Source organism: Desertibacillus haloalkaliphilus, assembly GCF_019039105.1.
Lineage (GTDB): Bacteria > Bacillota > Bacilli > Bacillales > KJ1-10-99 > Desertibacillus > Desertibacillus haloalkaliphilus.
On the sequence record NZ_JAHPIV010000001.1, the window covers coordinates 23,764 to 44,253 of the forward strand.

At 40.7% G+C, this 20,490-nt stretch carries 16 protein-coding genes; 3 read left to right on the forward strand and 13 right to left on the reverse strand.

All coding sequences use genetic code 11. The annotated features are described in order from the left end of the window. Positions 1 to 171 precede the first annotated feature (171 nt). The 6 genes from KH400_RS00120 to KH400_RS00145 form a co-directional block, all read right to left on the reverse strand. Positions 172 to 1,722 carry an acyl-CoA carboxylase subunit beta gene (locus KH400_RS00120; protein ID WP_217221128.1) on the reverse strand — a complete coding sequence of 517 codons (1,551 nt, stop codon included), beginning with the start codon at positions 1,720 to 1,722 and terminating at the stop codon, positions 172 to 174. Positions 1,723 to 1,767: 45 nt separating this feature from the next. Continuing rightward, positions 1,768 to 2,277 carry an acetyl-CoA carboxylase biotin carboxyl carrier protein gene (gene accB, locus KH400_RS00125; RefSeq protein WP_217221129.1) on the reverse strand — a complete coding sequence of 170 codons (510 nt, stop codon included), beginning with the start codon at positions 2,275 to 2,277 and terminating at the stop codon, positions 1,768 to 1,770. Positions 2,278 to 2,295: 18 nt separating this feature from the next. After that, positions 2,296 to 2,946: a TetR/AcrR family transcriptional regulator gene (locus tag KH400_RS00130; protein ID WP_217221130.1), complete on the reverse strand. Its 651-nt coding sequence runs from the start codon at positions 2,944 to 2,946 to the stop codon at positions 2,296 to 2,298. A gap of 43 nt (positions 2,947 to 2,989) precedes the next feature. Beyond that, entirely contained in the window at positions 2,990 to 4,330 is a 1,341-nt protein-coding gene (gene accC / locus KH400_RS00135) for an acetyl-CoA carboxylase biotin carboxylase subunit (protein WP_217221131.1), read from the reverse strand. A gap of 296 nt (positions 4,331 to 4,626) precedes the next feature. Beyond that, positions 4,627 to 6,264, reverse strand: coding sequence for a diguanylate cyclase domain-containing protein (locus KH400_RS00140; protein WP_217221132.1), 1,638 nt, complete (start codon positions 6,262 to 6,264; stop codon positions 4,627 to 4,629). A gap of 124 nt (positions 6,265 to 6,388) precedes the next feature. Next, entirely contained in the window at positions 6,389 to 7,240 is an 852-nt protein-coding gene (locus KH400_RS00145) for a dimethylarginine dimethylaminohydrolase family protein (RefSeq protein WP_246589103.1), read from the reverse strand. 196 nt (positions 7,241 to 7,436) lie between these two features. Between KH400_RS00145 and KH400_RS00150 the strand changes: the two genes are divergently transcribed. Continuing rightward, positions 7,437 to 7,616, forward strand: coding sequence for a hypothetical protein (locus KH400_RS00150; RefSeq protein WP_217221133.1), 180 nt, complete (start codon positions 7,437 to 7,439; stop codon positions 7,614 to 7,616). A gap of 268 nt (positions 7,617 to 7,884) precedes the next feature. Here KH400_RS00150 and KH400_RS00155 read toward each other — a convergent pair whose 3' ends face one another. After that, entirely contained in the window at positions 7,885 to 11,286 is a 3,402-nt protein-coding gene (locus KH400_RS00155; RefSeq protein WP_217221134.1) for an efflux RND transporter permease subunit, read from the reverse strand. Positions 11,287 to 11,569: 283 nt separating this feature from the next. Between KH400_RS00155 and KH400_RS00160 the strand changes: the two genes are divergently transcribed. Beyond that, entirely contained in the window at positions 11,570 to 12,274 is a 705-nt protein-coding gene (locus KH400_RS00160; RefSeq protein ID WP_217221135.1) for a phosphatase PAP2 family protein, read from the forward strand. A gap of 138 nt (positions 12,275 to 12,412) precedes the next feature. Here the strand turns inward: KH400_RS00160 and KH400_RS00165 are convergent, their stop codons facing one another. Both KH400_RS00165 and KH400_RS00170 read right to left on the reverse strand, forming a co-directional pair. Next, on the reverse strand, positions 12,413 to 13,579 hold the full coding sequence (locus tag KH400_RS00165) for a cation:proton antiporter (RefSeq protein WP_217221136.1): 1,167 nt from the start codon (positions 13,577 to 13,579) through the stop codon (positions 12,413 to 12,415). After that, complete coding sequence (locus tag KH400_RS00170; protein ID WP_217221137.1) at positions 13,580 to 14,074, reverse strand: cation:proton antiporter regulatory subunit; 495 nt, start codon at positions 14,072 to 14,074, stop codon at positions 13,580 to 13,582. A gap of 213 nt (positions 14,075 to 14,287) precedes the next feature. On the opposite strand from KH400_RS00170, the gene KH400_RS00175 reads away from it, so the two are divergent. Next, complete coding sequence (locus KH400_RS00175) at positions 14,288 to 15,307, forward strand: ion channel (RefSeq protein ID WP_217221138.1); 1,020 nt, start codon at positions 14,288 to 14,290, stop codon at positions 15,305 to 15,307. 53 nt (positions 15,308 to 15,360) lie between these two features. Here KH400_RS00175 and KH400_RS00180 read toward each other — a convergent pair whose 3' ends face one another. The 4 genes from KH400_RS00180 to KH400_RS00195 form a co-directional block, all read right to left on the reverse strand. Next, complete coding sequence (locus tag KH400_RS00180) at positions 15,361 to 15,612, reverse strand: DUF3006 domain-containing protein (RefSeq protein ID WP_217221139.1); 252 nt, start codon at positions 15,610 to 15,612, stop codon at positions 15,361 to 15,363. A gap of 2 nt (positions 15,613 to 15,614) precedes the next feature. Beyond that, complete coding sequence (locus tag KH400_RS00185; protein ID WP_217221140.1) at positions 15,615 to 16,739, reverse strand: MBL fold metallo-hydrolase; 1,125 nt, start codon at positions 16,737 to 16,739, stop codon at positions 15,615 to 15,617. A 151-nt stretch (positions 16,740 to 16,890) separates the two neighbouring features. Continuing rightward, positions 16,891 to 18,609 (reverse strand): assimilatory sulfite reductase (NADPH) hemoprotein subunit, encoded by a 1,719-nt coding sequence (cysI, locus tag KH400_RS00190; protein WP_217221141.1) that lies wholly within the window; start codon positions 18,607 to 18,609, stop codon positions 16,891 to 16,893. Between the two features lie 27 nt (positions 18,610 to 18,636). Further along, complete coding sequence (locus tag KH400_RS00195; RefSeq protein ID WP_217221142.1) at positions 18,637 to 20,469, reverse strand: assimilatory sulfite reductase (NADPH) flavoprotein subunit; 1,833 nt, start codon at positions 20,467 to 20,469, stop codon at positions 18,637 to 18,639. Positions 20,470 to 20,490: the final 21 nt, after the last annotated feature.

The following is a 20,490-nucleotide window of genomic DNA, read 5'->3' on the forward strand; positions in this document are numbered from 1 at the left end:
TTTTTCGAACCCTTACCGCTCACTCCCTTCTATTTATAGTTTAGTAGTTAATAGTTTTTTCTTCTCTCTCACCGTGCATTCAAGGTCTCACTCCATGAATCTCCTATCTTACTTCTCTATATCTCTTTATCTATGTGCAAATCATATAAGCACCTATCTATTAACTATGAACTATAATGGAATGTTTCCATGCTTCTTATATGGTAAGTCTTTTTTCTTATTACGAAGCATTTCAAGCCCCATCGCTAAACTCTTTCTCGTATCACGCGGATCAATCACATCATCGACAATTCCGTTAGCCGATGCGACGTATGGGTTAGCAAACTTTTCACGATATTCTTCGATCTTCGCTGCTCTCGTCGCTTCCGGATCGTCACTTTCACGAATTTCTTTTGCAAAAATAATATTTGCCGCTCCACCTGGTCCCATAACAGCAATTTCTGCATTCGGCCATGCAAAGACAAGGTCAGCACCGATCGCTTTACTATTAAGAGCAACGTAGGCCCCGCCATACGCTTTACGTAAGATGACTGTAATCTTCGGAACCGTTGCTTCTGAATAGGCATATAAAATCTTCGCACCGTGACGGATAATTCCACCGTGCTCTTGTTGAACACCTGGGATAAACCCACTAACATCCTCAAACGTGATTAGTGGGATGTTGTAGCAATCACAGAAACGGATAAAGCGAGAACATTTGTCAGATGAATCGATGTCTAAGCCACCAGCCATCATCTTTGGATTATTGGCAATGATCCCAACAGTCTCACCGTTGATACGTCCAAACCCAACGACAATATTTTTGGCAAAGTTCGGCTGAACTTCCATGAAATCTTCATCATCAACGATCCGGTTAATCACTTTACGGACGTCGTATACTTTTGTTCCATCAACTGGAACGATATCTATTAACTCATCAATGCGCTCACCGATCGCTCGCGCTTCTTGTGGTGCTTTCACCGGTGTTTTTTCTTTGTTATTTGGAGGCAGGAATTCAATGAGACGTCGAACCTCGTTTAGAACCTCCTCTTCGGTTGAACCTGTAAAATGGGCATTCCCACTTACCGTAGAATGAACACGAGCACCACCAAGATCTTCACCATTAATTTTTGCTCCGGTTACACTCTCGATTACTTTTGGTCCAGTAATAAACATTTGGCTCGTCTTCTCAACCATAAATACAAAATCTGTAATCGCTGGCGAGTAAACAGCCCCACCTGCACATGGACCCATAATTACTGAAATTTGTGGAATCACACCTGAATAAATCGAATTTCGATAGAAAATCTTTCCGTATCCATCAAGTGAGAGTACGCCTTCTTGAATACGTGCACCGCCTGAATCATTCAAGCCGATGATTGGGGCGCCGTTTTCAGCAGCGAGATCCATAATTTTAACAATTTTCTCAGCATGCATTTCACCAAGTGCACCGCCAAAAACGGTAAAGTCTTGAGCAAATAAGAAGATTAGTCGCCCATTGACTTTTGCATACCCAGTGACGACCCCTTCCCCTGGCGCTTCACCAGCGCCAAAGTCTAGACCACGATTTTCAATGAAGGGGTTTATTTCAACAAATGTATCTTCATCTACAAGAAGATCGATACGCTCTCTTGCTGTTAACTTCCCGCGCTCATGTTGAGCATCGATCCGTTTATCACCACCGCCGAGCTTTACCTTTTCCCGGCGTTCTTCCATAATTTCAATCTTATCGAAAATATCCATATGGCTATTCCTCCATTTCCGAATTTCAGTTCAAATAGTTACGACTTACGATTGTTTAACGAGGAATAATGGCTGACCATATTCAACAAGCTGTCCGTTTTCAACAAGGACTTCAACAATTTCACCGTTAACTTCAGCTTCTAGCTCATTCATTAATTTCATTGCTTCAACGATACAAACAACAGAATCTGTTGATACTTTGTCACCCGCTTTTACATACGGATCAGCGTCTGGAGATGGCGCAGAATAGAACGTTCCAACCATTGGAGATGTAATCTTGTGAAGAGTCTCATCGTCAAGATTAGCTGCTGGTTTCGCTTCTTGTTGCTCCTCTTGTTTTGGGGCTTCTTCCTTTACTGGTGCAGCTGGCGCTGGCGCCGGTGCTTGCGTTTCTTGGACTGGAGCTGGCGCCGGCGCTGCTGTTTGATCAACCGTTACTGCGCCTTGTTTACGAATCGTAATTTGCTCTTTGCTTTCTCCCTTAATAATTAACTCTCCTACCGTTGAACGATCCACCGCACGAATAAGTTCTTTGATTTCATTGATTTTTAACATGTTAAGCACTCCTTTAAATCATTGGTTTATTTGTTGTGTGTGCTGCTTTGTCTTCAAGAAAAAGCGAGCATATTCTTCCTTTTCCAACGCCTCTTTCGTTAACGTTGAATGTAAGACGAGGTCGGCATAAATTTCTGCGATCTCTTCAATCGAGTAGCGACCCGTTGATTTATACCATTTATACGTCCAGTTTATCATACCAAAAATCGCCATAGACATGATAGGGACTGGGAGCTCTTGACGAAATTCTCCACTATCAATTCCCTCGCGAACGACCTTAAACATCATTTCTTTATACTCGTCACGCTTCTTTTTGATTTCATCAAAATAATCTGGCGATAGGTATAGACTTTCTTGATAAAAAACTGTCACATGTGCACGGTACATATCAAACATCATAACAAAAGACTTGACCGTTTCATATAACCGTTCCGTCGGTGTATCAAAATTTTCATATGCCTCATGTGCTTTATCGAGGACATAGGTGATAAATGAATCATGAATCGTATAGAGAAGCTCATCTTTCGACTTGAAATTGTGGTAAAAGCCACCTTTTGAGGTCTTGCTTTCCTTTACAATCTTATCTACCGTCACTGCATGAAATCCCTTCTCCTCAAAGAGATGCAGCGCTGCATCCATGATGCGCTCCTTTGTTGTTTTTTCGGCCATACCTTATTCACCTACTTTAGCCATCAAACCTGTTTCATTGCTTTTAAACCTTGTTATCTTCTAAAAACTTCGTATTAAAGTCACCAGCGACAAAATCTTTATGCTCTAACAAGCGTAAATGGAACGGGATTGTCGTATCTACACCTTCAACGACGAATTCACTTAACGCTCGTTTCATACGGTCGATCGCTTCTTGACGATCCTTCCCATGAACGATTAGCTTTGCGACCATTGAATCATAAAACGGTGTAATTGTGTACCCAGGATAAACGGCACTATCGACTCGAACACCTAGCCCACCTGGTGGTAAATACATGTCAATTTTCCCTGGTGACGGCATGAAGTTCTTATCTGGATTTTCAGCATTAATACGGCATTCAATCGACCAACCATTGATGGTAACCTCTTCTTGCGAGAATGACAGCTTTTCACCAGCTGCAACTGCGATTTGTTCTTTAATAAGATCAATTCCTGTAACTAATTCAGAAACTGGATGCTCCACTTGAATGCGTGTATTCATTTCCATGAAATAGAAATTTTTATGTTTATCTAATAAGAATTCAACCGTACCTGCACCACAATAATTAACAGCTAACGCTGCTTTGACAGATGCATCGCCCATTTGTTGACGTAAGTCTTCATCTAACGCAGGTGAAGGAGCTTCTTCGATCAGCTTTTGGTGACGACGTTGGATCGAGCAATCACGTTCACCGAGGTGAGCAACATTACCGTATTGATCAGCGATAATCTGGATTTCAACGTGTCTTGGCTCCTCAACAAACTTTTCTAAATAAACACCAGCATTACCGAAAGCGGTTTCAGCTTCTTGCTGAGCCATGGAAATCGCATTTTTTAAATCTTCTTCAGTTTTAGCGACGCGCATCCCTTTACCACCACCGCCAGCCGTTGCTTTTACCATAACTGGGTAGCCAATTTCTCTTGCTGTTTTCATCGCTTCATCAATGTCTTCAATGATTCCATCTGTACCTGGTACAATCGGTACATTTGCTGCTGCCATCGTATCACGGGCAACTGCTTTTGCTCCCATGCGATTAATCGCATCAGGCGATGGTCCAATGAAGGTAATATCATTCTCAGCACATTTCTCTGCAAAATCAGCATTTTCTGCTAAAAATCCATAACCAGGATGGATTGCATCAACATCGGCATTCATCGCTACACTTAAAATGTTGTTCATATTCAAGTAACTATGTGTTGATAAATGAGGTCCTATGCAATAGGCTTCATCGGCAAGTCGAACATGTAACGCTTCTTTATCTGCTTCTGAATAGACAGCTACTGTAGCTACACCCATTTCTTTACATGCACGGATGACTCGAACTGCTATTTCACCACGATTGGCAATGAGTACTTTTTTAAACATCCTCTCATCCCTTTCATTCTCAACTAACAATCGATTAACTAAGACCGACTAGTCAGTCTGAATCTTATATTTGAATTTTAGGAAAATAATTAACATTTGTCAATAGCTTTATAAAAAGTCATTCAGAAATATCAAACGATTCCGACATGTGTTGACAAAAAACGATAAACCAGCCGTTTTGAATATCCTCGTCCTCGACACACAGATCACATGCAACAAAAAAGGGCCGCGGCACCTACTTCTCAGTTCATGTTGGTGCATACAGAACTTACAGTAGTTGGACTCGACCCCTTCATCTATTTGATTTCAGCAAAAACTTGATAATTCATCTCTGGGTTTTTCTTTGCTTCATAAAGCGCAAGATCAGCATTTTTAATCAGTTGCTTTACTTTCGTTCCATCAGTTGGATAATAGGACACTCCCATGCTTGAAGTCGTTTTAAACGAGTGCTCACCAATCTGCCATGTCTTTTTCAATTCCTCCATACAAGCCTCGACGACCTCTAATGCTTCATCCTTCGTTTCTAATCCCGGGATTAACAGAATAAATTCATCCCCACCAATGCGAGCAACTGTGTCATTCGCTCGTACACTTTGTTGCAAGCGACGCGCAATACCTTTTAATAATTCATCGCCCACATCATGACCCATCGTATCATTGATCTGTTTAAACTTATCACAATCGAGCGCGACAACAGCAATCATTTGTTCTAATCCTACCGCTTGTGTTAATGCAACCTCAATGCGATCGTGCAATAACCTTACATTCGGTAATTCAGTTAGCGGATCATGATAAGCCATTTGTGTAAGCTTTGATTCAAGATGCTTACGCTCACGAATATCACGCCCAGAGATTACCACTTGTTTATGATTTTCATAAAAAGAAGCTAATGCCCCTTCAACTTCGATCCAAATCCAATGACCTTGTGCATGACGAATCCTCATTTCATATTTCAAACTGGCTTGTCCAGTTACTAAAGCAAGTAACTGCTTATGAAAGCCAGGTAAATCATCCTTATGAATTAAGTTATAGTACCAGTGCCCCTCAATCGCACTAGCTGAGAAGCCTAACACTTGCTTATACGATGGTGAAGCATATGTAACAACCCCGTCCAAACTAATGACAGAAATTAAATCACGGGAATTTTCGGTGATCATTTGATAAAGAGCTTCGTTTTTTTCTAACCGCTTCTCTAAGTCTTTCTCGTAGCTCTTATCTGAAATTGTCACAATAATGTTTGTATGGTTTACAGGGTTAATCGTCATTGAAACATCAATTCGACTGCCATTTTTACGTTGTAACTTCGTCTCAAAGCGATCAATTCGCTCCCCAAGGCGTGCCTTAACCATAATCATAAGCAGCTCTTCTTTTAGAAATTCAGGGATAAATGGAAGCCCTTGTCCAACAATGTCAGCTTCTACCCATCCAAATACGTTTTCAAAACAATTATTTACTTTTTCAATTGTTCCATTCATATCTTGGATAACGATGGCATCCTCTGATCCATCAAGCAATGCCTCAATCATTTCATCGTATTGACGGCTTTCTTGTTCATGCCTAACTCGTTCCTTTTGATCTGTTGCTATCAACATAAACTGCTTTTCATCATCTAACATAAATAACGTACCATCAATCAGTTGGCTGTTGCCAAATTCAATTTGAAACGTTTGGGATACTTCGCTATGTTCTAGAGCATATTGACCTCTTTCTACTAGTGCTCGTACGAGCTCACTTGGTAGCCCCTGCTCCGTTATGATATCATCTTTATCACCTGACAGTTGAAAATAATCAGCCCCCGCTTGATTAAATTTATTTACAGTTAGCGTTCCATCCTCTGTTATGTTCATAAACAGGATAATCTCAGAAATGCTCGGCAAAATCATTTGCTCTAACACATAATCACTAGCCGCTGAAGTTGTAATCATATTTGACATTCTTATCTTCCTTTACTATAACGTAACTTACTAGCCTATTTTAGCATCTTTTGTGGTCGTTTGTATGTACTACAAAAAAAACCACCCCATCAATTTATCCATGGGATGGTTCCTTCTCATTTGGTCAATTCGATCGTAGCATTGGCATGGTAATACAACGAAATGCGCCGCCTGACTTTATAATTTCCGATATATCTACCTCGATAACAGTAAAACCATGATCTCTCAATTTTTGATTCACGTGTTTATTTCTAGGTAGACTAATGATTCTTCCTTCTCCTAACACAAGAACATTGGTACCTAATGTAAATTGCTCTTCCTTTGAGACTTCAATTAATTTATACCGCTTAGCGAATGCCTTGACCGTCTGTTCATCAAATGCTGGAGGGTAGATTAATGCTTCATCTTTTGAAACGATATTAAATACACAATCAAGGTGCAAATACTGCCCGTCAAATGGAATCAATTCGACATTATAATTTGGAAGTTTCTTTTGCAACTCGGTAATCGCTTTAACACCTGTACGTAGACTATCACCTATAAAGATCGTATCGCCATCGATGAGAACATCACCACCCTCGATGGTTCCTGCTTCAAAATTGTGATAAGGAAGTTCCTGCTTCTTTAACCAACGCATAAGAATCTCTTCTTCCCCTTGTCGGATTTCCTTTTGTAGCTTAGCAATAAATAACGTTTCACCTAAAGTAAAGCCAATATCTCGTGTGAACACTTGCTCGGGGAATTCGCCGTTCGTAGGCAGTAATGACACCTCGACACCAAGTTCTTCAAGCTTTTCCACCAAATCTTTGTGTTGTTTTAGGGCTACCTTCTTATCGATGTTTTCTTCTATGTAATGTGCTTGAATTTCATTAATGGCTTCATCAATATGCATAAATTCCGGTTTACACAAGACCACTCGTTCTAAACGGTCGTATTCCCGATGGACACCTATGTTTTCAGATTGATTTTGTCCCAAAGCATTACGCCCCCTTTTGTCTGTTTGTTATGTTGTGTTTGTATTGTACCCGTTCTATCGTAAAATATTTGAAAAGCTTGTCACCTGGAACGGTTAAGAAAAAAATCGTAAAAAAGTAAAAAGAACTCACGTAAATCGACAGAGACAGCATATACTAATGACAAGAAATCTTAACACTGTAAAGGGTGATGAACCAATGAGTTTTACGCCTGTACGAATGAAACGCCTTCTCACTCACGACCGTTTTTTACATCACACATTTGAGGAGTTAAAAAACAAAGGTGTCTCAGACGAGGACGAAGCGTTAAAAATGGTGTTTAACAGTTATGTTCTTAATCATCCAATGAAAAAAAATGCTTATCACTATTTAACGTAAATATGAAAGTTTGTTATGACAAAGCCATGCGCTCCCCGCATGGCTTATGTTACGTACATAAAAACAAACCTTAAACAAATTATACCAATTATCTAGTGCTTTTACCTTTGTTTTCCAGAAAAATTTCAATCACTTTACCCTTACACCGAATGTTCACATAGCAATCCAATCCATGCAAATGTAGTATATCTTTTATGATAGACTTGCCTTCCATTGAATTTAGCAGAACTGCGAAGGAAGAACAGGCAAAGAGGACATCCCGGATCTTTTACTGATCCCTTTGTTCTTTTCTGCGATAATTCTCAACAATCTCTCCTAATAACTCAATTAATTCTTCCTTCGTACGATCTTTGATTGGCATTTGTTTTTCATCAGACTTAGCATAAGGCACAGAAGTTAAGTCCATTTCTTCCTTCACTTGCACGCCTTGTTCATCCCCTTTGCCATTAACTTTATGATGAATGTTTTCTGCAAATGAAGACCTCTTACGATGACTTCTTGGTGGTAACTGGGCTTCCTCATAGAGTTCACCTTCGATCCATTGGTACGCATCTTTTCCGCTTTCCTGCTTCCTTAGCTGATAGACGGAAATGGTTTGACCATCTGCTGTGACAACTTTCTTATTCCTTCTTCTTGTTCGTTTATCAAACAAGCTATAAACGACAGGGATGACAAATAACGTTAGTAACGTACTACTGATTAATCCGGCGATGACCGTGATCCCAAGCGGTTGTTGTATTTCTGTCCCTTCTCCTATCCCAAGAGCCAATGGAACTAACCCGAGAATCGTTGTTGTAGCTGTCATTAAAATCGGACGAATGCGATCTTTTACAGCCTCAACAATCGCTTCTAAACTGTCTAACCCGCTTCCTTTCTTTTGATTGATATAATCGACCAAAACGATGGAATTGTTGACAACGATACCTGCCAGGACAATCAGCCCGATCAAGGCCGTGACACTAATCGGTGTTTGCGTGATCGTCAGTCCAATGGCAACCCCAATAAGGACAAGTGGCACAGAAAACATGATCACTAGCGGGTATTTAAAGGACTCAAATTGAGCAGCCATGACTAAATAGACAAACACTACCGCAGCAACAAGTGCTAATGATAGGTCACTAGTCGCATCTTCTAGTAATTGTTGATCACCGGTAAAAGCAATGACCGTATTTTCATCTAGCTGCATCCCATCAATATGGTCCCTTACTGTTGCCGTAAACTCCCCTAACGAAGTCGTTGTGCCAAATTGAAGGTGAAACTCGACCGCATCTTCTTGAGCAACTCGATTAATCGTTGCTGGTCCTTCTCCCTCTTCGATCACGGTCACATCAGCTAACGATGCAAAGGTACCATCTTGCTTTCTTAATCGTAAGTTTCCTAAGCTTTCAATATCATCTAATACAGATTCATCATAGCGGACCGTGACTTCATAGATGCCATCATCTGGCACGACAAGCTGAGTAGCCGTTACTCCTCGTGTCACATCACCAACGACTTGAGCAATTTGTGCCGGCACAAATCCTTCCGCTCGAGCTGCATCAGGGTCGACAACAATTTGGATTTCATTTGTCGTATCGGTACGATCACTACGAATTTCTTCTACGTCTGATAGTCCAGATAATTCAGCATATAAATCCTCAACCGCCTCATCTAACCGGTCTTTCTCAACATCACTCACGTAAAACGTTAATGTATTTGGGCTACCACCGAAGGAAGCTTGTAAATTCAAGGAAAGATCAGCTTCACCTGCCGCACGCTCCAAATCACGACGGATTGACTGAGCAAACTCAACCGTTGACTGGTTCCGCTCCCTTACTGGTACCATCGATACGTGAACTTGGGCTTGATGACTTCCTGAGATCCCAAAAAGCGAAGCTTCTGCCCCTTCTGATCCCGTCACCGTTAAATAATCTTGAATTTCTTGTCGTCCAGCAAGAACAGCTTCAATATCTTCAACAACTGTAAACGTATCTTGAAGCGGCGTGCCACGCTCCATTTCAAGATCAACCGTGAAAAATCCTTCATCAGAAGCCGGTAAAAACTCAGTTCCAACTGTCGTAAGGCCAAACGCCCCTAACACGAGCAACCCACCTGTTATCGCTACAACTGCTATTCGGTGACGGAGTGACCAACGAACAGAGCGTTCGACCGCTACAAGAAAGGGAGACGTTCTTCTACGCTCTTCTACGTTCTCTTTCGGAGACGTTAACACTCGACTCACAATCATCGGTACGACGGTTAAAGCAACAACCAGCGAAGCAAATAAACTAAAAGAAACCGTTAACGCAAACTCTCGAAACAGATTACCAATGATACCAGTAATGAAAACAACTGGTAAAAAAACTGAAACCGTGGTTAGCGTTGATGCTGTAATGGCAGCTGCTACCTCTTTTGCTCCATCACGAGCAGCATGTTTCGGTTCTTTTCCCATCGACAGATGACGGTAAATGTTTTCAATGACGACAATTGAATTATCAACAAGCATTCCGATCCCAAGTGCTAGCCCACCTAAGGTCATAATATTTAAACTGAAATTCGAAAAATACAATAGCACGAACGTAACGATCACAGAAAAAGGAATAGCGATCCCGATGATTAATGGGCTGCGAAGATTTCGTAAAAATAAGAAGAGCACAAGCATCGCAAATAGCCCACCAAAAAGTAAGGCCGTTGATACATTACCAATTGCCTCTTCAATAAACTCACCTTGGTCAAATAAAACCGCTACATCTAATTCACGGTAACGACTAGTATGTAATAGTTCATCTAACCGTTGATTAAATTCACTCGATACAGCGGCAGTATTAGCATCTGCTTGCTGTTGTACACTTAATAGCAAGGATGGTTCCTGATTCGTTCTTGAGATCGATCGTATTTCTTCCGGGACAATCTCTACGGTTCCTACATCCGCAACTGTTATCTCTTCATACGTTTCTGGATCGATGGCCACAACCAAAGACCGAATGTCTTCAGTACCTTCAAGCGTTGACATGACTCTTGTTGTTAATCGGTGATCACCACTTTGCACGGTGCCCCCTGGCAATGTAATGTGGTGCGATTGAATGAGTGAGACAATGTCCTCTTGGGCCAATTGGAAAGTCTCCAATTGTTCTTGGTCTAGCTGTACTCTGATGTGTTCAACGATTCTTCCGGATGTATCAATGTTTGCTACTCCATCAATTTTCACTAGCTCTCGTTCAAGGTCAGTCACTAACTCCTGAAAGTCGGTCACTTCTTCCCCCATTGCTAATGAAAGCTGAATAATCGGAAGCTGGGATGGATCAAAGGTTAAAAACCGCGGTTGATCTCCCCCTTCTGGGAGTGGCGTTTGATTAATACGGCTAATCACCTCATTTTCAATCTCACTAATTGACGTTGCCCATGAAAATTCAAGTAAAATCATGGACGACCCTTCCATTGATGTTGAACTAATCGTATTAAGTCCAGAGAGTGTTGATAATTGGTCTTCTAATGGTGTCGTTACACGGTCAACGACTTCCTCCGGACCAGCATTTGGATAGCTCGTTACAACTGCACCAATTGGAGGATCAATTTCTGGAATCAATGTTAGCGGTATATTAAATAACGAAATAAAACCGAGCAATAAAAATAACAGCATCGCAACAATCGTAAAAACAGGTCTTCGGATTGAAAAGTTAGTTAATTGCACTCCTTCTTATCCTCCTTGTTCTATCCTCTATAACAGGGACTCACTCGAACATAGAGAAAGAAGATCCCCCTTCTCGATATCACTTGTTCTTATCTTTTAAGATGCTTAAAAATTTACTGAACTACTCATTTCTAGTCCGCTAATTTTTTTCCACCTTTTGTCACTTAAATCGATTTACTTACAATTGTCCTCATATTATCGTCACAAATATGTCTAGAGGACTAATGATTTTTGTTCTCTCTTGTATTACGATGAACTAGGAAATAAACGTAAGGAGTTTTCTATGGTAGCAAACCTTCTCAGAAAAAAACGGACCACGTACGTGTCAATACTTATATCTTCATTGCTGATCTTTATCTATCTATCAGCATCAACCCAAAGGAACCAATTAACGTTTCTAGATGTCTATCTCCTTAACTTGAGTGAACAGCTATCTGCTCCTTTATTTGAAGATATCTTTTCATTTGTCACACTGTTTGGCTCAGTTGAATTGATTGCAATTCTGTCTATTTTTCTTTTAAGTTTTCTCTTGTTCAAAAAAAAGGATTTTCGCATGATCGCTGCTTTTATTACGATCATGGCTGGGAGTGTACTCGCAAACTTCATTCTAAAACTCGTTTTTCAACGGGAACGTCCAGGGGAGACGAGCTATTTTGAAGTGTTCGGATTTACAATCGAACTTGCATCCTATAGCTTTCCAAGCGGCCATACGATGAGGGCTTGTATCTTCTACGGTTTCTTGATTTATCTTATTTATCATTATCAAATCTACCAATCAAAAGGAAAGCAAATCGCAGCAGCTTCCCTATTTGGTTTGATTCTTGCAGTTGGCTTCAGTCGGGTTTATTTAGATGCTCACTTTCCATCTGATATCGTCGCTGCTTTCTACGCATCACTGGCATTATTTATGTTGTTTTTGCTCAGCATAGACCGATTTAAAATTAGAGAACAAGATAGGACCATCATCAAAAATAATGAAAACGGCTAAAATAAAAGATAGGTGTTCTAAAAGGTTCATTTACCTTTTAAAACACCTATTACTATGAAAAGATTTGTTGTAGTCGTTAAACCGAAAAAGCTTACTCTAGTAATACTTCCTTCCCCTCGTTACTTTTAAAATTATAGATTATCCTGGTAGCTTAACTTTTTGAACTTTTGATTTTTCACCATATACTTTTTTGGCAATCTTAGGTGCTAGTTGAAACAAAAGAATGCCACTCATTGCTGATAATAAAATAAATGCACTACTAAAAACCTTAATTGAACCTGTCGCAAGGCTAGCAATAATAATGGAAAATTCTCCTCTTTGTGTCAACGAAAATCCTGCCCGTAAAGCTACACGCTTTGTTAAACCATACCATCTACCACCAACTATACCGACAATAATCTTTGCAATGATTGACCACAAAAGTACAATTGCTAACAACCCAAGCATCGGTATTCCCTCTTCAAACGTTATTGTCGTCCCAAAATATAAGAAGAATAGTGGTAATGTTAAGTCTCGGATCGGAACGATTAACTGCTCCAACTGATGAGTTCTACGTACCTCTGCTATCATAATCCCAGCTAAAAATGCCCCAAGCACCTCTGATAAATCAAGATATAAAGCTAACCCGCCATAGGCCAAAGAAACCCCAATGAGCAGCATGATAAAAATATCATCACTCATGTGCCGATCAAAAAAGGTTCCAAGTTTAGTAAAAACATACCTACCAATCAAAATGGCTCCAACGGTTAGGACAATGACTTTGACTACTAATATAGATAATGAACCTGCAGTTAAAGCCCCTCCTGCGGTTAAACCAACTAAAATGGCAACAAGAACAGGCGCTACTAAGTCCTCAAAAATCAATAACCCAAGAATAAATTCCGACTCAGGGTTAGCCATCCGTTTTGAACTTTCAAGCAATTTTGCTGTGATTGACGAGCTTGTTGCATAAACCACACCTCCAATGAGAAACGACATTAACGGATCGATCCCCATCAGTAGACAAATACAAGTAGTAACACCGAGGCTCAATGCAACATCCAACGACCCAGCTGGTGTAACTTTCTTGGCTACCTTTGCCAATTGCTTAATTGGAAACTCCATTCCTAACATAAAGAAAAGAAGAACAATACCAATTTCACCAACGAAATGGAGTAGTTCTGAGCCACTCAATAGTCCGCTAAGTACAATCCCTAAAAGGATATATAGAACAATTTGCGGAATTTTCATTTTTAAACCGATGTAACCAACAATAAATAAAAGGAGAAGAACTAAACCCGCTCCTAATAATTCAGGAAGTCCCACCTAATCGGTCGCCTCCCCTTCGCAAAGTTTTTCAAAATCAGCAATCTGTTCACTTTTCCCAATTGCCATAAGTGTATCCCCACTTTGCAATATTTCATCAACCCCTGGACTTGCAATCACTTCTTGATCCCTAAAAATACCTACAATTGAAACACCTGTACGTTTACCAATTTCTGAATCACCAATAGATTTATTGGTTAATGGTGACCGTTTTTTTAAACAGATCCATTCCATAACGATTTGGCTTTTAAACAACTTCATTTTGTCACTATCTACCGGCTGAAACACAGCACCTAATAACTGTGCGCCTAGTTCCCTAGTTTCATCGGCTGATAAATCCATCGAGAAGTCTGCTTCATCATCATCAGCATCTTTAAAAAAGTACATTTCACGTTTTCCTGTATGGTGAATGATGAGAACGATCATACTGCCTTCAGCCGTCAAAAATGACATCTTCTTTCCGATACCTGGCAAATCAGCCATCTTTACATTCATGATAATCTTCCTTTCAAAACCATTCTATTATTAATCCTTTCGTTATTATACATGATAATCATAGAGGGAATAAAATGTTATCAAGTTTCTCTAGACACTGATTCATTTTTTGCCCCCTAAAGATTTAATTTAATATTTATTTTTCTTATAAATTCAAATCATGATGGAAAGGATTATAAAAGTTTACGAAAAACGTAATGGAGGACACCTTCAATGCTTTTTATATTTGATTTAATGAAAATCGCTCTAAAGATTAAAAAGCTGACCCTTTTTTTCGTCACGGTTCTCTTTTTAGCTGCTAGTTCATTTATTATTCATTGGATCGAACCAGAAGTCTTTACCGACCCTTTTATCGGTTTTTGGTATGTGATGACAACAGTAACAACAACTGGATATGGAGATTTTGTTCCACAAACGACATTTGGAAAAATCTTTGGACTGATCTTATATTTTTTTGGAATCGGGTTAATTGGACTAGTGATTGGAAAGATTGTCGAGAGCTTTGATATTTATCGAAGGTTAAAGGAGGAAGGAAGATTGACGTTTAAAGGAAGCGATCATTACGTGATCGTCGGTTGGTCTAATAAAGCGAAACATACAATGTACGAAATTCTTGATGTTGACGACGAGGCTAGAGTTGTTTTAATTGATTCACTACCACAAGCACCGATGGATCATGAGAAGCTCTACTACATTCAAGGACAGGCAACCGATAAAGAGACATTAGAAAAGGCTAATGTCTTAAATGCAACGGCTGTACTCATTTTCACACAGGATAATGAAATTAACCCTGTAGCCGCAGATGGGACTTCACTTTTAACGGTTTCAACGATCGAAGGCTATGCTCTAGAACAAGAGAGAGACGTTTATACCATCGTCGAAATCTTAAAGGAAGAGCATATCCCAATGTTTAAGCATGCAAATGTCGATGAATTTGTCCTTGCTGACGAAGCTCTATCTGACCTTATGGCAAAGTCAGCGATTCACAAAGGCTCTAGTCGATTAATTATGAAACTTCTCAGTCGAAAAAGCGGTGTCGACATAAGGAAGATTAACAAACAACAGAGATGGAGTACATACAATGATGCTTACGAAGATTTAAAAACACTTGGTGCAAACTTGATTTCAGACCGAAATGACTTCGATATATTAACAAAACTAGATCAACCGATTCCAGCAGATGCCGAACTATATATTATTTGCACGAAAGAAATGTATAAAAAACTAACTTAAAAAGAGGCTAGGGACAAAAGATTTTACCTTTTGTCCTAAAACCTCCCTTTTCTTTACCGTTTTTTTGATTGGCGACGTAGTCGTACCATTTTTTCTTGAATTCGCTTCTTGTTGTCTAGGGTCTCCGTTGTATCGATCCGTACGTCCTCAAGCTTACCTTCTTCTATTCTTACGAGTAACCACGTACCTTCTCTTGCATTCTCTGGTAATTGATGAACCGGTAAAATAACCTCATCTTGTCGATTGCCAACGAGAAGTACAGCTGAACTATCATCAACAATTCGATCCAAAACAGCTTTTTCCATGACTAAGCCCCCTCTTTTACACAAGCTAGCCCCTGCTCCTTAATCTCAGCGAGACGCCCATCACCAATTCCGTTGATCCGTTTTAAGCCATTAATCGTATGATGAGGACGCAACTCAATTAACTGATCAGACCGTGCCTCATCAATATGAATGATGTCAGCAAGTTCCTCTTTCGATGCTGAATTAATATCGATACATAATGCTTGAGCTGTCTCTTCCACTTCCTCAACTACTTCTGGCTCACTCTCATCAATTGTTCCTGTGTACTCTGTGACAACTTCATAGTCAACGCCATCCGTTTCTACAATAATCGTCCCATGAACATCTGTACCATATAACTCAATGTTCATCGTCCGTATACGCTCAACGACCTCTGTATGAGGGTGGCCATAGCTATTATCCTCACCAGCCGAATAAATCGCGATTTCAGGATCAACCGCCTCTAAAAACTCACTCGTATTAGACGTACTTGAACCGTGATGACCGAGCTGAAAGATTTCAGCCCCCACATCATGACCTCGAGCGAGGATGTCAGCTTCCCCCCATTCCTCAACATCGCCGGTAAATAAAAACCGGACATCGCCAAACTGTATACGCATACTAACAGAGCCTTCATTAAGGTCATCAATCAGTTCCTCAGGGTGAATCACTTCAATAGTAGCTGCGCCAAATGTGTGCGTTTCTCCTGCTCGTGGCTCATGATAATTTGCCTCAGAAGCGAGAGCCGCATCAAGGACATGTTCAAACGTTTGTGACGTATGAAGGTCTCCACTCATCCAAATTTCCTCGACATCAAAACGTTCGATGACTTGATCCATTTGTCCAATATGATCGGCATGCGGATGCGTTCCGACTAGGAGGTCAAGGCTTGTCACACCTACACTTTGTAGGTATGGTACAACCTCATCACGATCATGACGTCCGGCATCAACCAGAATTGAAAAATCCGGACCGAGAAGTAGTGTGGCATCGCCTTGATCAACATCAATAAAATGGACCTCAAGATTTTGCCGTGTACTTTCTTCAGTCACGACCTCTGAGTTCTCATGGTCATTGCTTCCTCCATTACACGCAACGAGAATGAAGGTTAACATAACAAATACAACGATTTGGAAACTTCTTTTCATACAATCCCCTTTTCTCTTTCAATAATCAATATGTTAGTATACAGCAATCAACACCCGATGAAAAGTTGGTAGTAAAAACAAAAAAAGAGTGCCTTAAAGGTCTGAAATGACCTTTTAAGACACCCTTGTTATAGATGATTACCTAGATGAATTAGTCATGGAAGTTCGTTCCATCTGTTACGGCCTTAATAACGCCAGCACGGATGACGAAGTCCCCAAAGTGTTCCCCTTCTTCTCGTTCTTTTGCATAACGAGCTAAAAGGACACGAAGTTCTTTTAAAATTTCTTCTTCGCCGATGTTTTCACGGTACATCTTACTTAAACGGCTACCATCAAAGGCTGCACCAAGATACATATTGTACTTTCCTGGCGCCTTACCGATAAAGCCAATTTCACCGAGGGCATGACGGGCACAGCCATTTGGACAGCCTGTCATACGAATCGTAATTTCTTTATCACGAAGACCATTTTCATCAACAATCGCTTCAATTTTATCGATTAATGTTGGCAAATAACGCTCTGCTTCAGCCATCGCTAACCCACACGTTGGCAATGACACACATGCCATTGAACTACGACGTAATGCAGAGTACTTCTTGCCATCCGTTAATCCGTATTGTTCGATGAGTTCATTTACTTTTTTCTTCTTCTGACTCGTCACATTTGCAATGACAAGGTTTTGGTTCGCAGTTAAACGAAAATCACCCGTATGAACCTTCGCAATTTCACGAAGACCTGTCATTAGTTGATAATCATCACTGTCGATGATTCGTCCACCTTCAACGAATAGAGTGAAATGCCATCTGCCATTTATGCCTTTGATCCAACCATAACGGTCACCATTATCGTCGAAGTGGTATGGCTTTGCTTCAGCTAATGACCAGCCAAGTCGCTCTTCTAACTCTGCCTTAACATTGTCAAGACCGAGACGATCGACTGTATACTTGAAGCGTGCATTCTTACGTTCAGAACGGTTTCCGTAATCACGTTGAATCGTAATCACTTTTTCCGCTACATCATAGATTTGTTCTGGCGTACAGAAGCCAATTACTTTTGCAAGTTGTGGATACGTCTGTTTGTCACCATGTGACATTCCCATACCGCCACCGATGGCTACATTAAAGCCGATCAGTTTACCGTCTTCAACGATCGCAATGTACCCGAGATCTTGCGAGTAAACATCGATATCATTAGATGGTGGAACCGCAATCCCGATTTTAAACTTACGTGGCAAATAAAGCGGTCCATACATCGGCTCGGCTTCTTCCACATCAGGCGTTCCTGCGACCTTCTCTTCATCTAACCAAATTTCGTGATAAGCTCTTGTACGCGGAAGGAGATCATCACTTAATTTTTTCGACCATTCGTAAACTTCCTCATGAATCTCTGATTGATGTGGATTTGGATTGCACATCACATTTCGGTTCACATCTCCACAAGCAGCAATGGTATCCAACATCGACGCATGAATCTCTTGAATCGTCTTTTTCATGTTCCACTTTAAGATGCCATGCATTTGAAATGCTTGACGAGTCGTCAACTTCAATGTCCCATTTCCATACTTTTGCGCCAGATCATCCATAACGAGCCATTGCTTAGGTGTTGCGACACCACCAGGCGTACGGACACGAAGCATAAATTGATAGGCAGGCTCAAGCTTCTGCTTTTGGCGCTCATTACGTAAATCGCGGTCATCTTGCAAGTAACTACCATGGAATTTCATTAAGCGATTATCATCATCAGAAATTCCTGAGCTAATTTGATCTAACATTGATTCCTTTAATGTCCCGCGTAAATAATCACTTTCTTCTTTTATACGTTCTACATCACTTGGTCGTCCATCAGGTGCTTTTAAAGTTTTATTAACCATGTTAAAAAAACTCCCTTCAATCTAAAATCAATATATATCACGTTGGTAACGCTTTTGTTGTTTCATCTCAGCTAGGTATTCCTCAGCTTGCGCTTGACTCATATTTCCTTCTTTTTCAATAATCTCAAGCAACGTCTGATGAACGTCACGAGCCATATGTGTCTTATCACCGCAAACGTAGACGATCGCTCCTTCTTCGAGCCAAGCGAACAATTCTTTACTATTTTCCTGCATACGATTCTGGACGTATACTTTTTCGTCACCGTCACGAGAAAAGGCAACATCCATTCTTGTCAGTACCCCATCTTTTAACCATTGCTGCCATTCCGTTTGATAAAGGAAGTCTGTGACAAAATGCTGATCTCCGAAGAACATCCAAGACTTACCTTCAATCTCCATTTCTTCACGCTCTTGCATAAACGAACGGAACGGCGCAACCCCTGTACCAGGGCCTACCATAATAATTGGAGTCTCTGGGTTCTCAGGTAAATTAAAGTGTTTATTGGGTTGTATGTAAACCGGTAACGTATCACCTGGCTCCACTCGCTCCGAGCATTGTACGGAGCAAACACCTTTTCGCTCACGACCATGCGCCTCATAGCGTACAGCACCAATCGTAAGATGTACTTCATCTGGGTTGGCTGCGAAACTGCTAGCAATTGAGTAGAGACGTGGAGGAATTTTGCGTAATAATGTGACAAACTGCTCAGCTGTCCCTTTCCATGGGCCGAAGTCACGGATAAAATCTAGTAAATCACGTCCATGTAAATAATCTTTTAATCTTTCTTCATTTCCAGGTGCAACTAATTCTTTTAATTTACCATTATCTGAAATCTCAGCAGCGTTTCTAAGTAATGGTTTCGTAAGAACGGTGATTTCAAAATGTGATGTCAATGCTTCCGAAAGCGGAAGAACATCCCCTTCTTTATTAATGGTCACCTTTTCAGAAGGATCCCATTTCATTTCTTTGATGATTAAATCAACAAGCTCTGGGTCATTTTCTGGGAAAATTCCGAGCGTGTCACCTGGTTCAAAGCTCAAGCCAGACCCTTCAAGTGATAGCTCGAGATGACGAGTTTCCTTATCTGAACCACGACCATTAAGGTTGATATTTTCAAGCACTTCTGCTTGGAACGGGTTCTTTCTTGAGTAAACGACTTCTGGCTCTTGCGGTGTCGTCGGAGCGGTAGTTGATTTTTCTGCAGTGGGTTGACTTTGTGCTCCTTCTAATTCTGAACGAACACCTTCGATCCATTTTGCTGCTGGTTCATCAAACTCAACATCGCAATCGACACGTTTAAATAATCTCTTTCCACCAAGCTCTTCCAGTCGCTTATCAAAGTCGATCCCTGTTTGACAGAAAAACTCATAAGAGCTATCACCTAGAGATAATACAGAAAAGCGGAGACCATCAAGCTTTGGTGCGCGTCTGCCATGTAAAAATTCATGAAAACTCAATGCGTTATCTGGCGGGTCGCCTTCTCCATGTGTACTCACAACAATAAGTAGGTTTTCTAGCTTTTTTAAATTCTTAGGCTTAAAATCACTCATCGATGAAACAGTAACGTTAAACCCTCGACCTTCTAACGTCTTACCTGCCTGTTCAGCCAAGCCTTCTGCATTTCCCGTCTGTGATCCATAAAGGATCGTGACATCTTTAGAAACGGGTTGTGCAGGAGGTTGTGCAGGTGCTGATTCGCCTGAAGGTACCTCTGTTGTTTCTACGTTTGCGTTCGACTGTGATGCGGCTAAATACCCGCTCAGCCATACTTTTTGTGCTTCTGTTAACGTTGGCACAAGGCGGTTGAGGAGCTCCGCCTGTTCCTGATTAAACGGACTATTAATTACCTGAAATTGCAACAATCTCCACCTCACAAAGGA

Bases quoted from the DNA above. Each gene is read 5' to 3' on its own strand.
- KH400_RS00120 (WP_217221128.1), bottom strand. From the start codon at position 1,722: ATGGATATTTTCGATAAGATTGAAATTATGGAAGAACGCCGGGAAAAG.
- accB (WP_217221129.1), bottom strand. From the start codon at position 2,277: ATGTTAAAAATCAATGAAATCAAAGAACTTATTCGTGCGGTGGATCGT.
- KH400_RS00130 (WP_217221130.1), bottom strand. From the start codon at position 2,946: ATGGCCGAAAAAACAACAAAGGAGCGCATCATGGATGCAGCGCTGCAT.
- accC (WP_217221131.1), bottom strand. From the start codon at position 4,330: ATGTTTAAAAAAGTACTCATTGCCAATCGTGGTGAAATAGCAGTTCGA.
- KH400_RS00140 (WP_217221132.1), bottom strand. From the start codon at position 6,264: ATGTCAAATATGATTACAACTTCAGCGGCTAGTGATTATGTGTTAGAG.
- KH400_RS00150 (WP_217221133.1), top strand. From the start codon at position 7,437: ATGAGTTTTACGCCTGTACGAATGAAACGCCTTCTCACTCACGACCGT.
- KH400_RS00160 (WP_217221135.1), top strand. From the start codon at position 11,570: ATGGTAGCAAACCTTCTCAGAAAAAAACGGACCACGTACGTGTCAATA.
- KH400_RS00170 (WP_217221137.1), bottom strand. From the start codon at position 14,074: ATGAATGTAAAGATGGCTGATTTGCCAGGTATCGGAAAGAAGATGTCA.
- KH400_RS00175 (WP_217221138.1), top strand. From the start codon at position 14,288: ATGCTTTTTATATTTGATTTAATGAAAATCGCTCTAAAGATTAAAAAG.
- KH400_RS00180 (WP_217221139.1), bottom strand. From the start codon at position 15,612: ATGGAAAAAGCTGTTTTGGATCGAATTGTTGATGATAGTTCAGCTGTA.
- KH400_RS00185 (WP_217221140.1), bottom strand. From the start codon at position 16,739: ATGAAAAGAAGTTTCCAAATCGTTGTATTTGTTATGTTAACCTTCATT.
- cysI (WP_217221141.1), bottom strand. From the start codon at position 18,609: ATGGTTAATAAAACTTTAAAAGCACCTGATGGACGACCAAGTGATGTA.